Origin of the sequence: Ornithinimicrobium sufpigmenti (assembly GCF_004322775.1) — a bacterium.
Taxonomy (GTDB): Bacteria; Actinomycetota; Actinomycetes; order Actinomycetales; family Dermatophilaceae; genus Ornithinicoccus; species Ornithinicoccus sufpigmenti.
This window is the reverse complement of the sequence record NZ_CP036403.1, coordinates 964,495-979,943: the sequence shown is the minus strand read 5'-3', so window position 1 is coordinate 979,943 and position 15,449 is coordinate 964,495. Positions and strand designations below refer to the sequence as shown.

The following is a 15,449-nucleotide window of genomic DNA, read 5'->3' as shown; positions in this document are numbered from 1 at the left end:
GGCGGACGTCAAGAGGCGGCGTCGGGCTCACGGCCCCGCGAACCGGATGTCGATGTCGTAGCGCTCGTCGCGGTAGTAGTGGTAGCCCATCCGGTCGTCGTCCGGGCCGTGCACCCACCGCGGGTGCGGGTAGGGCGGCAGCTCGACCTCGTCGCGTCCCTCCGCCACCGCCTCCTCCATGAGACTCACCCGGTCGGCGAAGACCTGGGCGTTGGCCCACGCGACCACACCCACCAGCGCCAAGGAGCCGGCCGTCACGGTCGCCAGACCCGCGCGCACGACCAGCACGCCACCGCGGCCGGTCCCGTCTTCGCCGTCGACCCACGGGCGCAGGGTGACCATCGCCATCCCGGTCAGCGTCACCAGCGGCGCGTAGAGGTTGCGTGGCCCGATCGGCTCCACGACCAGCAACGGACCGAGGAGCAGGAGCGTCGCCACCAGCAGAGCGACCCACACCGCGCGGTCCCGACCGGCTCCCCGTGTGCCGGCCTGGGCCGTGGCCAGCAGCCCGGTCGTGACCACGAGCACCAGCAGCAGGACCAGCATGCCGAGGTCGAACGCCAGGACCGGCAGGTCGCAGTCGGCGAGCGTGCGGTCCCGGCAGGTCAGCCGCTCGGTGAGCAGGAGCCGGCGCGGCACGGCATACACGCCGACCAGGACGGCCCCGGCGACCAGCAGCCGCCCGAGCACGGGGCGACCACGCCGGGCCGCCCTCCCGCCGTGCGCCAGGCAGGCGAGCAGCACCATCCCCAGGACGGTCACGGAGGAGAGCACGAACGAGCCGGTGACCAGCGAGTAGTTGACCACCGCCGTCCCCACCACGCTCTCCCCTGGCGCGCCGTAGTAGTCGCTGCCGCCGGACAGGCTCTGCCGCAGTCCCGGGGACGCCAGCATCACCGCGGTTCCGGCCAGGGTTCCCACCACCCACCCGACCAGCGCCAGCGAGAGGTGCCGCCCACGCAGCACGGCCACCACGGCCCCGCCGACGGCCAGTCCCACCGCGGCGACCGTGACCGGTTCGATGAACAGGCAGGTCATCATGCCCAGGAGCGCCGCGCCGGGCAGCGTCCACCAGCTGGTCCGCCATGGCCTCCACCTCGGGTGCGCGGGCCGCCGCCCGTCCCAGCAGCCGGCCACGGTGCCGGCGAGCAGGACCAGCCCCAGCACCGGCGGGACGTAGTAGAAGAAGCCGGTGGACCAGGCGAGCGCCTGCCGGAAGACCGGGGCCGGGACCAGCAGGACGCCGAGGACCGCCGGCAGCACGCCCCATACCCTGCGGCTTCCCGTCACCCGCTGCAGCACCGCGACCAGACCCACCACGGTGACCGCCTTGACGAGGGCGCGCAGCCACCACGGGTCCATGAGCAGGAACGACAGCAGGTTGCCCAGGACCCGCCCGTTGTGCTCGCGGTAGAAGCGCCACGACCGGTCCAGGTAGCCGGAGAGGGTGTGGTCGGCGAAGTCGATGCGCCGCCAGTCGTCACCGCTGGGCGGGAGGAGCAGCGACAGCAGGAGGACGACGAGCCCCAGCAGCACCCAGGCCGCCCAGCACGGCCAGGGCGCGTGCCGGCGCCGCTGTCTTCCCCTCGAATCGACTGCCGTCACCGGACCTCCTCACCACGACGCGACCTTGCACCGGGCGACCGGACAGTAGCAGGGATCCGTGCCCCCGCGCGGCGCACCGGCCGGGGCGACCACCGTTCGTGGGGGCGGGTCCAGCAACTAGGCTCAGGCGGGTGAACCACGCACCCCTGCCCGACCCGATCGATGACCTGCTGGACGTGCTCGATCTGGAGCGTGAGGGGTCCACCTCGATCCATGTGGCCTCGCCCCAGGGGATCGGTGAGGACCTGGCCGACTCCGACGGCGACGTCTTCGTGGGACGCAGCCAGCCGATGCCCCACGGTCGGGTCTTCGGCGGCCAGGTGCTCGCGCAGTGCCTCGTGGCCGCAGGGCGCACGGTGACACCGGTGGAGAACAGCTCGGACACCGCCGAGCGGCACATCCACTCCATGCACGGCTACTTCCTGCGCCCCGGCGACGCCAACCGGCCGCTGCGCTTCCTGGTGGAGCGGATGCGCGACGGCCGCAGCTTCAGCGCCCGGCGCGTGCACGCCATCCAGGACGGCCGGATCCTGATGTCGATCATCATGTCGTTCCAGGAGGAGGCCGACGGGCTGGACCACCAGCTGGACATGCCCCAGGTCCCCGGCCCGGACGGGCTGCGCTCGGACAAGGAGATCATGGAGCGCGTCCCGCACCCGGTGGCCCAGGCCACCGCCCGCAGCCGCCCCGTCGAGATCCGGCACGTGGAGCCGCTGCTGCTGGCGCCCGGCGAGCCGGGGGCCAGCGAGCAGTCGGTCTGGCTGCGCATCGCCCGCGAGCTGCCCGACGACAGCCTGCTGCACGCGGCGATCCTGGCCTACGCCTCCGACTACGTGCTGCTCGAGCCGGTCCTGCGCCGCCACGGCATCGGCTGGGGGGACCCCCGGCTGCGCCCGGCCAGCCTGGACCACTCGATGTGGTTCCACCGTCCGGTGCGGGTCGACGACTGGGTGCTGTACACCCAGTCCTCCCCGTCCGCGCAAGCCGGCCGCGGGCTCGGCCTCGGGCACATGTATGCCGCCGACGGCACCCTGGTCGCGACCGTGGGACAGGAGGGAATGGTGCGACTCAAGGGCTGAGCCAGGTAACGATCAGGTCACGGCCTCCTTCGGCGCATGGACACCCCGGCCCGGGCGACAGATACTCCGAGAGCCAGCGACCGTCGAAGTCAGGACAGTCTGCCCTGGTGCGAGGACACTGGCGTCCCTCCCTTCGAAGCAAAGGACATCACCGTGCCGAAGACACCTGCGAGCCGGAGGACGCGCCTCGTCGCGCTGGCCGGCGCAGGCGCCGTCCTGGCCCCGATGGCTCTCGGGCTGCCCGCCACATGGGCAGCACCAGAGCTCTCGGTCGCCGAGGACGGCTCCTACATCGTCATGCTCAAGGACGACTCCGTCGCCAGATACACCGGCGGGGTCCAGGGCATCCCAGCGACCCGGGCCACGACCGGCGACAAGCTGGACACCACCAGCTCCGCGGCGCAGCGCTACAGCGCCTACCTGGAGGCGCAGCAGGAAGCCGTCCTGACCGACGTCGGCCTGAGCGGCGCGGACAGCAGCTACTCCTACACCACGGTCTTCAACGGCTTCGCCGCCGAGCTGACCGCCCAGCAGGTCAGCAGCCTGCGCAAGCACCCGGACGTGGCCTACGTCTGGGAGGACGAGGTCCGCCACGCGGACACCGTCTCCACCCCCGACTACCTGGGCCTGCGCGGCGAGGGTGGCGTGTGGGACACCGAGTTCGGTGGCGACGCCAATGCCGGCGCGGGCATCGTGGTGGGTGTCATCGACACCGGCATCTGGCCCGAGAACCCCAGTTTCGCGGACCTTCCGGGCAACCCGGCACCGCCGGCGACCTGGAACGGCGCCTGCATCGAGGGTGATGACCCGGACCCGGACGACAACATCACCTGCAACAGCAAGCTGATCGGTGCCCGCTACTACCCGCAGGGCAACAACACTGACTACGACTTCCTGTCCCCGCGTGACACCGACGGCCACGGCAGCCACACCGCCGGCACCGCAGCCGGCAACAACGGCGTCGACATGGTCGTGCACGGCACGGAGATGGGTTCGGGCTCCGGTATGGCCCCGGCGGCTCAGATCGCCGCCTACAAGGCCCTCTGGCGGACGGCTGACGGTGGCGGCAGCGGCTCCACCGCCGGCCTACTGGCCGCGATCAACGACGCGGTCAGCGACGGCGTCGACGTGATCAACTACTCGGTGTCCGGGTCCTCCCAGTACGTCGTGGACTCCATCGAGCTGGCCTTCTTCGACGCCGCCGACGCGGGCGTCTTCGTGGCCGCCTCGGCTGGCAACTCCGGCGACACCGTGGGCGCCGGCTCGGTCGCCCACAACTCCCCGTGGGTGATGACCGTCGCGGCCTCCACCCATGACCGGGACAGCAGGAAGTACGTCGACCTCGGTGGCGAGGACATCGTCGAGCGCATCGGCGGCAAGGACCGCTACGCCACCGCCGCGCAGATCGCGCTGCAGGGCTACGACGACGTGGACACCGTCTACATCGCCACGGGCAACCAGTTCGCCGACGCGCTCGTGGGTGCCGCTCCGGCCGCCCGCGGTATGACGATGGACGCGCGGAGCACGATGACCACCCCCGACGGTGACCCGGCCCCGGTGCTGCTGACCCGCGTCGACTCGTTGCCCGGCGCGACAGTGACTGCGCTGCAGGAGCTCCAGCCCTCCAACATCGTCATCCTCGGCGGGCCGGTCGCGGTCTCCGAGGAGGTCGAGGGTCAGCTCGAGGCCTACGGAGACGTCGTCCGGGTCAGCGGCACGGACCGTTACCAGACGGCCGCCATGCTCGCCGAGGCCTACGGTCAGGTCGACCACGTCTACGTGGCCACCGGTGTGGGCAACAACTTCCCCGACGCTCTCTCCGGCTCCGCCCTGGCGGGCGCCGAGGGCACTCCGGTGCTCCTGGTGCGCGACGACAGCGTCCCCGGTGCGGTGACCGAGGCACTGTCTGCCCTCGGTGACCCGGAGGTCATCGTCCTCGGCGGTCCCAACGCCGTCAGCGATACGGTCTTCGAGGAGCTCGGCGCCTCGCAGCGCCTGGCGGGCAAGGACCGGTACGGCACCTCCGTGGCCATCGCCGAGCAGTTCGGCTACTCGGCGGAGAACCCCGTCCCGGTGGTCCACCTCGCGACCGGCGCGGACTACCCGGACGCGCTGGCCGCCTCCGCCCTCGCGGGCTGGCAGCAGGTCCCGGTCATGCTCAGCCGCCCGGCTGACGTGCCCGGTCGCGTCCTGTCTTCGATGGCCTCGATGGACCCGCAGTGGGTCAACGTCCTCGGCGGTGAGAACGCGCTGAGCGAGCAGGTCGAGTCAACGCTGGAGGATGCCTTCAACACCCCGGCGCTGAGCTTCGAGGGCGTCGGCGCCGGTGAGGCCGTCGGCCCCGCCCCGCTGATCGACTCGGAGGACTACCCTGCGGACGGCCGCACCGCGGCCGACGCGGCCCTCTGCCTCCCGGGTTCGCTCGACGAGGACGCCATCGACGGAGAGATCGTCATCTGCACCCGCGGGCAGAACGCCCGCGCGGAGAAGGGCCAGGTCGTCGCCGACGCCGGCGGCATCGGCATCGTCCTGGTCAACAACAACGACAACGAGTCGCTGAACGCCGACTTCCACGTCATCCCCTCGATCCACGTCAACGGCACCGCCGGGGCGGCCATCAAGGCCTACGAGGAGTCTGACCCGAACCCGACCGCATTCATCTCCGCCACGGGCGAGGTTGACAGCGAGCTGGTCGTCCCCGAGATGGCCGGGTTCAGCTCCTACGGCCCGGCGATCGCCGGTGGTGGCGACGTGCTGAAGCCGGACATCACCGCTCCGGGTGTCGACGTCATCGCCGCAGTCTCACCGGCGGGTGACCCCGGGACTGACTTCAACGCGCTGTCCGGCACCTCGATGTCGGCCCCGCACATCGCGGGCCTGGCTGCCCTGATGATGTCGAAGTACACCGACTGGAGCCCGATGGCGGTCAAGTCGGCGATGATGACCACCGCCGACCCGCTGAACAGCAACGGTGAGCCGATCCACTACGGTGGCGCCCCGGCCAGCCCGCTGCACTACGGCTCCGGCGAGGTCCAGCCCGCGGCGTCCTACGGCACGCCGCTGGTGTACGAGTCGGACTTCATCGACTGGTACGCCTACACCTGCGCCATCGGCCAGCTCCAGCTGGTCGGCGGGCAGGGGGTCTGCGACCAGGTGAGCGACATCCTGGGCGGCATCCCCGACCCGAGCGACCTGAACTACCCGAGCATCGCCATCGGGCAGCTGGCCGGCAGCCAGACCGTCACCCGCACGGTCACCGCGACCGGCGCCGGCGGCACCTACACCGCCAGCGTCGAGGCGCCCGAGGGTATGTCCGTCGTCGTCACCCCGGCCACCATCGAGGTCGCCGAGGGCGGGTCCGCCGAGTTCGAGGTCACCATCACCAACGACGGTGCCCCGGTCGGCGAGTGGGCCTTCGGGTCGATCACCTGGTCCGGCGAGGGTTCCGACGTCCGCAGCCCGATCGCGGTCCACCCGGTCGCCGTCGCCGCGCCCACCGACCTGGTGATCAGCGGTGTCGAGGGCAGCGCGACGTGGGAGGTGGTGCCCGGCACGTCCGGCACCATGACCTCGGTGGTGCACGGCCTGACCCCGGCCAGCACCCAGGAGGTCACCGTGATCTCCGACGGCCCCGACGGCGGTCCTGGCATCACCGACCTGGTGGTCCCGGTCACCATCCCGGAGGGTGCCGCGGCATTCCGCGCCGAGGTCTGGGAGGACGAGTGGACCCCGGCGGGTCTGGACCTCGACCTCTTCCTGGCCACGCCGGACGGCCAGGTCATCGCGCAGAGCGCTGCCGGCGGCTCGGACGAGGCCATCACCCTCGTCGACCCCGCCCCCGGTCAGTACCTGCTCGCGATCGACTACTGGAACGGTCAGGCAGGAGACGCGGCGACGGGACCGCTGCACACCTACGCGCCGGTGGGCGACGAGGGCAACCTCGACGTCTCCCCGTCGCCGGTCGAGGTCGTCTCCAGCGTGCCGGTCGAGCTGACCGCAGCCTGGTCCGGGCTCGAGGCCGGCACCCGCTACCTGGGTGCCATCGGCTACGACTTCGGTGACGGTGAGGCCGGCCACACCGTGGTCACGGTCACGCCGTAGGTGCGTCGACCTGAGCGGCCCGGCCGCCAGGTCACCCGATCCGGGCCCGTCTCCCTCCGGGGAGGCGGGCCCGCGTCGTGTCCGCCGGCTGGGGCCTCCGGACCGTAGTCTGGGCCTGTCGAGGCGACAGCCGTCGGGTGAGAAGGGTGCAGCGATGTGGTGGCAGGACCTGCTGTGGGGCCTCTGGAACGGGATCACCGCCTGGATCGTCTTCATCGCGCACGTCTTCGGCGCCTGGGAACGCTTCCCGGTCTACGACGTGGAACGGATGGGCACCTGGTACGACCTGGGCTTCCTGCTCGGGGCCGGCTCGCCGGTGCTGGGCCTGCTGCGCGGCCGCCAGAAGGGTTAGCGGGGCTTGATCGGCAGCTCGCGACGGCTGACGACCTGCCGGTCCTCCCCGCTGACCGGGTCGGTGAAGCGCAGGGCATGCGCCAGCAGCTGCAGCGGGCTGGAGAAGTCGCCCGGCGCCACGTCCCGTACCTGCGGGTAGAGGGGATCGCCCACGATGGGGACCCCGAGACCGGCCAGGTGGACCCGCAGCTGGTGGGTCTGCCCGGTGGTCGGGGTCAGCCGGTAGCGGCCGAGCCGCCGACCGTCTGCCTGCTCCATGCCGGCCAGCTCGACCCGGGTCACCGCGTTCGGCTCCCCGTCCTCGACCTGGGCCTGCAGCCTCCCCCGGCGTTTGACCACCCGGTTGCGGACGGTCACCGGCAGCAGGAGGTCGGCGCGCAGCGGGGCCAGCGCCTCGTAGGTCTTGGTCAGACCTCCCGCCTGCACCATGCGCTGGTAGGGGGCCCGGGCTTCCGGCCGCATGGCGAGGAGCAGGACGCCACTGGTCAGCCGATCGAGTCGGTGGACCGGCGCCAGGTCGGGCAGGTCGAGCTGGCGCCGTAGCCGCACCAGCACGGTCTCGGCGACGTGGCTGCCTCGCGGCGTGGTGGCCAGAAAGGGCGGCTTGTCCACGGCCAGCAGGCCGGTCCCGTCATCGCGCAGCAGCACGGTCAGCTCCCCTGGCACAGGCACCTCCTCGGGCAGGTCCCGATAGAGGTATGCGGCGCCACCAGGCCGGTAGGCCGTCCCCGCGTCCACCCGGGTCCCGTCGGTGAGCCGGACCTCGCCAGCCCGCACGCGGCGCCATACCGCGTCCGCGTCCCCGGTGAGGTGGACGAGGAAGTCGACGACGGTCGCGAACGGCCCCCGGCCCGGGCAGTCTGCGGGGTGACCAGGAGGGCACTCAGGCGGAGTGTGCGGCATCCGGACGCGGGCCGCCCCCAGCCCGTCGCGCGGCGGCAACGGGGGCTGGGGGCGGGGACGGCGTGGCACCGGCTGACCCGGGTGGGTCAGTCGCGGGTGAGCTTGCGGTAGGTGACCCGGTGCGGGCGGGCGGCGTCGGGGCCGAGCCGCTCGACCTTGTTCTCCTCGTAGGCGCCGAAGTTGCCCTCGAACCAGTACCACCTGGCCGGGTCCTCGGCATCGCCCTCGTAGGCCAGGATGTGCGTGGCCACCCGGTCCAGGAACCACCGGTCGTGGCTGATCACCACGGCGCAGCCGGGGAAGTTGAGCAGCGCGTTCTCCAGCGAGCCCAGGGTCTCGACGTCCAGGTCGTTCGTCGGCTCGTCGAGGAGCAGCAGGTTGCCGCCCTCCTTGAGCGTCAGGGCCAGGTTGAGCCGGTTGCGCTCACCACCGGAGAGCACGCCGGCCTTCTTCTGCTGGTCCGGGCCCTTGAAGCCGAACTGGCTGACGTAGGCACGGCTGGGGATCTCCACCTGACCGACCTGGATGAAGTCGTTGCCGTCGGAGACGACCTCCCACAGCGACTTCTCGGGGTTGATGTTCTCCCGCGACTGGTCGACGTAGGAGATCTTGACCGTCTCACCGATCCTGACCTCACCGGAGTCCGCCTCCTCCAGGCCGACGATGGTCTTGAACAGCGTGGTCTTGCCCACGCCGTTGGGACCGATGACACCGACGATGCCGTTGCGCGGCAGGGTGAAGGACAAGCCGTTGATCAGCACCCGGTCGCCGAAGCCCTTCTCGAGGTCCTTGACCTCGATGACCTGGCTGCCCAGTCGCGGGCCCGGCGGGATCTGGATCTCCTCGAAGTCCAGCTTGCGGGTCCTCTCGGCCTCCGCGGCCATCTCCTCGTAGCGGGCCAGACGCGCCTTGTTCTTGGTCTGCTTGGCCTTGGGGTTGGAGCGCACCCACTCCAGCTCGGACTCCAGCCGCTTGGCCAGCTTGGCGTCCTTCTTGCCCGCGATGGCGAGGCGCTCGCGCTTCTTCTCCAGGTAGGTGGAGTAGTTGCCCTCGTAGGGATAGAGCCGGCCGCGGTCGACCTCGGCGATCCACTCGGCCACGTTGTCCAGGAAGTACCGGTCGTGGGTCACCGCCAGGACGGCGCCGGGGTAGTCCTTGAGGTGCTGCTCCAGCCACTGCACCGACTCGGCGTCCAGGTGGTTGGTGGGCTCGTCGAGCAGGAGCAGGTCGGGCTTGGACAGCAGCAGCTTGCACAGCGCGACCCGGCGGCGCTCACCACCGGAGAGGACCGTCACGTCGGCGTCCGGCGGCGGGCAGCGCAGGGCGTCCATCGCCTGCTCGAGCTGGGCGTCGAGGTCCCAGGCGTCGGCGTGGTCGATCTCTTCCTGCAGCTGGCCCATCTCGGCCATGAGCGCGTCGAAGTCGGCGTCCGGCTCGGCCATCAGCTCGGAGATCTCGTTGTAGCGGTCCAGCTTGGCCTTGATCTCGCCCACGCCCTCCTCGACGTTGCCGAGGACCGTCTTCTCCTCGTTCAGCGGGGGCTCCTGCAGCAGGATGCCGACCGAGTATCCGGGGCTCAGCCGGGCCTCACCGTTGGACGGCTGGTCCATCCCCGCCATGATCTTCAGGATGGTCGACTTGCCGGCGCCGTTGGGACCGACCACGCCGATCTTCGCGCCGGGGTAGAAGGACATCGTGACGTCGTCGAGGATCACCTTGTCGCCGACCGCCTTGCGGGCGCGCGTCATGGTGTAGATAAATTCGGCCATGGATCCCAGGGTAGTCCGGGGACCGTGGGCGGCCGAATCCTTGGCCGCCGGCGGCGTTCTACCCGCTGGGCAGGACCGCCCGCGCCCCCAGGGGCCCGCGCCGACGGCTCGGCGGGCAGGGAAGGCCGTGCCGCCGACGCGGGGGCTGATCCGGGTCCCGAACCTCGGGGGTCGGTGCCGGTCGATGCCGGTCGGGTGGACGTCAGGCGCTGCGGGCGAGGAACTCCTCGGCGTCCTCCTCGCTCACCACACCGTCCTCGTCGGCGTCCGGCCCCGGGCTGGCGTCCAGGTCCCGCGCGTCCGCTGCGGGCGACCTGGCCGAACTCCCGCTCGCGGCGGCCTCCCGCTCGGCCGTGATCTCCCGGAAGTCGACGTCCTGGTCGACCCGGTCCTGGCCGTAGCCGGCCTGCCCCCGGACGAGGGCCGCGGTGCCGAACCGCAGGTCGGGGCCGAGGTGTTCGCAGGTGATGGTGGGCGTCTGGGAGCGCTGGGTCTCCCCCTCCCAGCTGCTCACCTTGAACCGGCCGAGCGCGACGACCGGGTCACCCACCTTGAGCGAGGCAGCCACGTTGGCGCCCAGCCCCCCGAAGCAGACGAGCTCGTAGAAGGTGGTGTCGAGGTTGACCCACCTCTCCTGCTCCTTGTCGAAGCGGTCGTTGTTGACCGCCACCGAGACGACGCAGAACGGCGCGCCGGTGGTCTTGCCGTGCCTGATCTTGGGCTCCTGCGCGACGCGGCCGCTGATGGTCAGCATGGTCTGGGCCATGATGCTCCCCTCCTTGTCCGGCCCGTCGGGTGACGGGTCCTGACACCACCGTGGTGGAGCCCTGGCAGGCCGACCAGAGGTCCGTGGCGATCTGTGGACAACCCCGGGCGGACGCGGGGGATGTGGAGGGCGACGGGTCGGTCGAGCCGGGCGCTAGGACGCGGCGACGGAGAGCAGCTCGCGCGTCCGGTCGTGCCGGTCCAGGACGGTGGTGATCGGCCGCCGCACGTGCTGGTAGGCGACCTCATCGATCGCCTCGTCGAGGAGGTGCTCGACGTGCCGTCGCCGTCGCCGGGCGCCGACCCTGGCGGCGATCCGTGCCAGCACCGCGACCAGCAGCCCCGCGAGCAGCCCGCCGACGAGAAGCGCGAGCGGGACCGGCACCGGCCCCCAGAAGAGCGCCTCTGCCGGGATCTGAAACCACCCGAGGACCGCCAGGACCGTCAACCAGGCCAGGCCGACCACGGCAGCCACCGCGAGGATGAGCTGCAGCACGCCGACGACCGACCACCAACGGGGGGCCCGCTTGCGCAACGGGACACCCACCACCGCCTGGTCCAGCGCGTCCGCGAGGTTGTCCTCCTTCGGGCTGGCCGCCTCGAGCACGGCCTCCGCCCACCGCGGCGGCAGCGAGGCGCCGGCCTCCTCGCCGAGCCGGCGGGTGGCCAGCTGGACGTTCGCGCGGGCCGCCGGGGTGGGGGCCGGCAGCGAGGAACGGCCCAGCACGGCGCGCACGTCGGAGGGCGCGATGCCGGTGGGGCCGGGCCGGTCATCGCCCAGCCGGAGCCGGCGCAGCGGGTCCGGCCTCAGCCCGGACACCCACCGCGTGAAGGGCCAACCGGTGCGCTGGGCGGCCTGCCGGACGTAGTCGCGCTCGACGGCGTCCAGGACGACCGGCACGCCCGAGGACACCTTGAGCGTCTCGTGCAACCGCCTGTCCACACCCTCTCCCAGGTCCGGGGTGCTCGGCGCGACGCCCTCGGCGACCTGCTCGGCCCGGGTACGCAGGTCCGCCACGAGCCGCGCCTCGGCGGCGTTCCGGGCGCTCACGACCTGGCCGATACGTCTGCGCAGCTCGTCCAGGCCGGTGCCGACCCGGGCCGAGGTGACGATGACCTCGTGGTCACCGGCACCGTCCTCGCGGACCAGGCGCCGCAGGTCGTCCGCGACCTGGTCGACGCCGCCCTCCTGCCGCAGCCTGTCGGCCTGGTTGAGGACGAGCAGCATCACGGTGTCGTGGTGCCGCAGCGGCCGTAGGTAGTCGTCGTGCAGCCGGGCGTCGGCATACTTCTGGGGGTCGGTCACCCAGACGAAGACGTCGGCCCGTTCCAGGATCTTGTCGGCCTCGACCCGGTGCCGCAGCTCCCGGGAGTCGAAGTCGGGCAGGTCCACGAGCACCAGGCCGTCCAGGTCGACGTCCTCGGCGCTGGCGGGCACGTGGTGACGGTTGTGCACACCGAGCCAGTCGAGCAGCTCGCTGGCATCCTCCTCGCCCCAGATGGCCGCTCCGGCCTCGGCCGTGGTGGGGCGCCGGGGGCTGATCGTGGACACCTCGCCGCCGGCCAGGCGGTTGAACAGGCTGGACTTGCCCGAGCCGGTGGCGCCGGCGAGGGCCACGACCGTGCGGCCCCCGGTCAGTGCCGAGCGCTCGACCGCCCGGTCCACGACGGCCCGCGCCTGCTCGCTCGCGGCAGGGTCGAGCTCGTCCCCGCCGATGTCGAGGGCCGAGCGCAGGGCGTCGGCCCGCTCTGCGACGGATACCGTCCCCGCTCCCTCTCGTGCACCGCGGCGCAGCCTCACCGGGCCGCCTCCACCTGGGCCGCGGCCGCCTCCAGCTCGCCGATGACGTGCTCGGGCACGGGAACCTCCTCCAGGACCGCGTCGAAGCGGGCCTGCTCCTGCTCGTAGAGGGCCTCCACCCTGGCCAGCAGGGCGGTGCGCGCCTTGCGGGACATCTCCCGCACGGCCTGGTCGCCGAAGACCGCCTCCAGCAGACGCTGGGCCAGGACGGCAGAGCCGCCGGCGATGGCGACCTCCGCCCCGGTCGGGATGAAGCTGGTGGCGCTGAACACCAGGACCATCAGGAGCACGGCCAGCCCGTTGACCCCGAAGGAAAGGTAGCGGGCGGTCGAGCGGCGGGACCCGGCTTCCTCGCGCACCATCTCCAGGATGTCGTGCTGCCAGTCGCGGATGAGCCGCTCCACCTCCTCCGGGTAGCCGGGGGTGGCCTTGCCGAGCTCCGGGTGCTCGCGCACCAACGGCTCCCCTGCTCGGCTGCGTCTCCAGGCCCGGGCCGCCGTGCTGGCGGCGACCTGTCCGTGCGAGGTGATCAGCGCCGCGGCCCCGGTCTGCAGCGCCTCCTCCAGGGGTTCGGAGCTGACCTCCCTGCCGGTGAAGAAGGCGGTGATGCGGTCCCGGACCCGTCCCACGCCGGCCTCGACCGAGCGCAGGAACTCCCCGGTCCCCACCAGCTCCTGCCAGCGGGCGAGCACCTCCCCGCGCAGCAGCGAGCCGTCCTGCACGCCCTCGCCGACGTTGCGCAGGGCGTCGGCGTAGGCCGCCCTCGACACCTCCTGCAGCTGCTCGCGTGCAGCCACCTGCTCACGCCCCGCCCCCGCGATCTCCTGCGCGCGTCCGGCGAGGGAGCCCAGCGCCCCGCTCAGCGTCCGGCGGACGACCAACGACCTCGCCCGGGCATCGCCGGCCAGGGAGTGCAACCAGCCGCGCAGCCGCTGCACCTCCCGCTCCGGTATGCGGCCGTCCTCCAGGTCGACCTCGGGCACGGCGAAGATCGGTGCCTTGCCCAGCCCCTGCTCGCGCAGCATGGTGGCCAGATGCACCCGGACCTCCCGCAGCGCCTCCGGGGGGACCCGGTTGAGCACGACGGCGACCGAGGTGCCCCGCTCCGAAGCCTCCCGCAGCAGGTCCCACGGGACGGCATCGGCATACCGGGCGGCCGTGGTGACGAACAGCCACAGGTCGGCCGCCGCCAGCAGCTGCTTGGACAGCTGCCGGTTGGCCTGGACGACCGAGTCGATGTCGGGAGCGTCCAGCAGGGCCAGGCCGGACGGGAGCGCGTCGGTGCCCACCAGGCGGACCGAACCCGGGTCGTCCACGGCGCCGGCCTCATCGACCACCCGGGCCAGGTCCGGCAGCACCCGTCGGCCGGTGAACCAGCGGGTGTCCTGCTCGGTGTGGACCAGGACCGAGGCGCGGGTGGTCGGGCGGATCACCCCCGGACGGGTCACCTGCCGGCCGACCAGCGAGTTGACCAAGGTCGACTTGCCGCTGCCGGTGGAGCCCCCGACGACAGCCAGCAGGGGCGCGTCGAGAGAACGCAGCCGGGGCAGCACGTAGTCGTCCAGCTGCTGGACCAGCTCGCGACGGGTGACCCGGGCCGGCTCGGCGCTGGCGACCGCGAGGGGCAGGTGCAGTCGGTCGGCCGAGTCCCGGAGCCGCTCGACGGCAGCGAGCAGCTGCGCGGGGTCGGTGTCGGTCACCGGCCCAGTCTCCCCCGCACTGGTGCCGGTGACCAAGACGAACTGACAGGCCACAGGGCCAGGCAGGGCGGTGAGCCGCTCGGCGCGGGGCGGGGTGAGCCGGTTACGTACGGGTGGCGTCGGCGTGGGCCAGCAGGGCCGCGGACTCGGCGAGGAAGCGCTGGGCGTAGTCGCCGAACCACTCCCCGACCTGCTCGAACTGGGCGACGAAGGCCTCGCGGTCGCCGCTGCGCAGCAGCTCGATGGCCTGCCCGTAGCGCTCGTGGTAGCGGGAGACCAGCTCGAGCGCGTCGTGCGAGGCGGTGATGATGTCGTAGTAGAGCCCGGGATCCTGGGCGAAGAGCCGCCCGACCATGATCAGCTCCAGTCGGTAGATCGGCGAGGAGAGCGCCAGCAGGGTCGGCAGGTCCCGGTCCTCCTGGGCCAGGTGGGCCCCGTAGGCGAAGGTGGAGAAGTGCCGCAGGGCCTGAATCAGGCCCATGGCGTGGTCGTGCTCCTCCGCGTCGACCCGGTGCAGCCGGGCACCCCACAGGCGGATCTGCTCCAGCAGCCAGTCGCTGGCACCGGGATCCCGCCCGGGGACGTAGGCGACGACCTGCTTGGCGAAGCTGTCCACGTCGGGACCGAACATCGGGTGCAGCCCCAGCACCGGCCCGGGGTGCACCTCGAGCATGGCCTGCATGACGGCCCGCTTGGTCGAGGTGAGGTCCGCGAGCAGGCAGTCCGCGGGCAGCGGCGGCAGCGAACGCACGACCCGGACCGTCTCGTGGATGGGCACCGAGACCAGCACCATCCCGGCACCCTCGACCAGCTCGGCCACCTCCTGGGGCGAGTGCTCCTGCTCGACGACCCGCACCTCATACCCGGAGAGGCGCAGCATGCGCCCGAAGAGGGCGCCCATCCGCCCGGCCCCGCCGACCACGACGACCGGCCCGAGGTCGGGCGCCTGCGTGGTGAAACCCATGTTCTTCTCGTGGGTGTAGGCCTCGCGCATGCACCGGCGCAGGACGTCCTCCACCAGACCGGGCGGCACGCCCTGCTCCTCGGCGAGGGCCCGCTTGGCGGCGATCATCGTCGCCTCACGCTCCGGAGCGTAGATCGGCAGGCCGTGCTGTCCCTTGACCTCCCCGACCTGCGAGACCAGCTCCAGCCGGCGGGCCAGCAGCCCCACCAGCTCTCGGTCCACCTCGTCGATCTGGCCGCGCAGCGCGTCCAGCGGCTGCTCCGCGCCCGCTCTGTCCGTCATTCGGTCGATCCTAGAACGGCCCACCTACACTGTGACCTTCCGGCCCCCGTAGCTCAATGGATAGAGCACCGGCCTTCTAATCCGTAGGTTGCAGGTTCGAGTCCTGCCGGGGGCGCGCCGGGAGTG

Annotated in this window: 10 protein-coding genes and 1 tRNA gene; 4 read left to right on the top strand and 7 right to left on the bottom strand. The window is 72.1% G+C overall.

The window, feature by feature from the left end; genetic code table 11:
- Nucleotides 1–27: 27 nt before the first annotated feature.
- The gene (locus tag ESZ52_RS04530) at nt 28–1,605 is read right to left on the bottom strand and encodes a DUF6056 family protein (protein WP_131103879.1); all 1,578 of its coding nucleotides are present in this window, start codon (nt 1,603–1,605) and stop codon (nt 28–30) included.
- A 131-nt stretch (nt 1,606–1,736) separates the two neighbouring features.
- Between ESZ52_RS04530 and ESZ52_RS04525 the strand changes: the two genes are divergently transcribed.
- The 3 genes from ESZ52_RS04525 (at nt 1,737) to ESZ52_RS04515 (ending at nt 7,137) form a co-directional block, all read left to right on the top strand.
- Nucleotides 1,737–2,684, top strand: a complete 948-nt coding sequence (locus ESZ52_RS04525; RefSeq protein WP_131103878.1) for an acyl-CoA thioesterase — start codon at nt 1,737–1,739, stop codon at nt 2,682–2,684.
- A 153-nt stretch (nt 2,685–2,837) separates the two neighbouring features.
- On the top strand, nt 2,838–6,785 hold the full coding sequence (locus ESZ52_RS04520; protein ID WP_181009934.1) for a cell wall-binding repeat-containing protein: 3,948 nt from the start codon (nt 2,838–2,840) through the stop codon (nt 6,783–6,785).
- A gap of 154 nt (nt 6,786–6,939) precedes the next feature.
- Entirely contained in the window at nt 6,940–7,137 is a 198-nt protein-coding gene (locus ESZ52_RS04515; RefSeq protein WP_131103876.1) for a hypothetical protein, read from the top strand.
- Here the strand turns inward: ESZ52_RS04515 and ESZ52_RS04510 are convergent.
- The 6 genes from ESZ52_RS04510 to tyrA form a co-directional block, all read right to left on the bottom strand.
- Entirely contained in the window at nt 7,134–8,111 is a 978-nt protein-coding gene (locus tag ESZ52_RS04510; protein ID WP_238154472.1) for a pseudouridine synthase, read from the bottom strand. The two genes, ESZ52_RS04515 and ESZ52_RS04510, sit on opposite strands and share 4 nt — an antisense overlap.
- 17 nt (nt 8,112–8,128) lie before the next feature.
- Nucleotides 8,129–9,811 carry an energy-dependent translational throttle protein EttA gene (gene ettA / locus ESZ52_RS04505; RefSeq protein ID WP_131103875.1) on the bottom strand — a complete coding sequence of 561 codons (1,683 nt, stop codon included), beginning with the start codon at nt 9,809–9,811 and terminating at the stop codon, nt 8,129–8,131.
- Nucleotides 9,812–10,013: 202 nt separating this feature from the next.
- Entirely contained in the window at nt 10,014–10,577 is a 564-nt protein-coding gene (locus ESZ52_RS04500) for a single-stranded DNA-binding protein (protein ID WP_131103874.1), read from the bottom strand.
- Nucleotides 10,578–10,730: 153 nt separating this feature from the next.
- Entirely contained in the window at nt 10,731–12,377 is a 1,647-nt protein-coding gene (locus ESZ52_RS04495) for a YfjP family GTPase (RefSeq protein ID WP_238154471.1), read from the bottom strand.
- A complete protein-coding gene (locus ESZ52_RS04490; RefSeq protein WP_131103873.1) occupies nt 12,374–14,077 on the bottom strand; it encodes a dynamin family protein in 1,704 nt (567 codons plus the stop codon). The genes ESZ52_RS04495 and ESZ52_RS04490 overlap by 4 nt, the downstream gene beginning before the upstream one ends.
- Before the next feature lie 103 nt (nt 14,078–14,180).
- Nucleotides 14,181–15,323 (bottom strand): bifunctional chorismate mutase/prephenate dehydrogenase, encoded by a 1,143-nt coding sequence (tyrA, locus tag ESZ52_RS04485; RefSeq protein ID WP_131103872.1) that lies wholly within the window; start codon nt 15,321–15,323, stop codon nt 14,181–14,183.
- Nucleotides 15,324–15,365: 42 nt separating this feature from the next.
- Here tyrA and ESZ52_RS04480 point away from each other — a divergent pair.
- Nucleotides 15,366–15,438: transfer RNA gene (locus ESZ52_RS04480), tRNA-Arg, on the top strand.
- Nucleotides 15,439–15,449: the final 11 nt, after the last annotated feature.

Bases quoted from the DNA above. Each gene is read 5' to 3' on its own strand.
- ESZ52_RS04515 (WP_131103876.1), top strand. From the start codon at position 6,940: ATGTGGTGGCAGGACCTGCTGTGGGGCCTCTGGAACGGGATCACCGCC.
- ettA (WP_131103875.1), bottom strand. From the start codon at position 9,811: ATGGCCGAATTTATCTACACCATGACGCGCGCCCGCAAGGCGGTCGGC.
- ESZ52_RS04500 (WP_131103874.1), bottom strand. From the start codon at position 10,577: ATGGCCCAGACCATGCTGACCATCAGCGGCCGCGTCGCGCAGGAGCCC.
- tyrA (WP_131103872.1), bottom strand. From the start codon at position 15,323: ATGACGGACAGAGCGGGCGCGGAGCAGCCGCTGGACGCGCTGCGCGGC.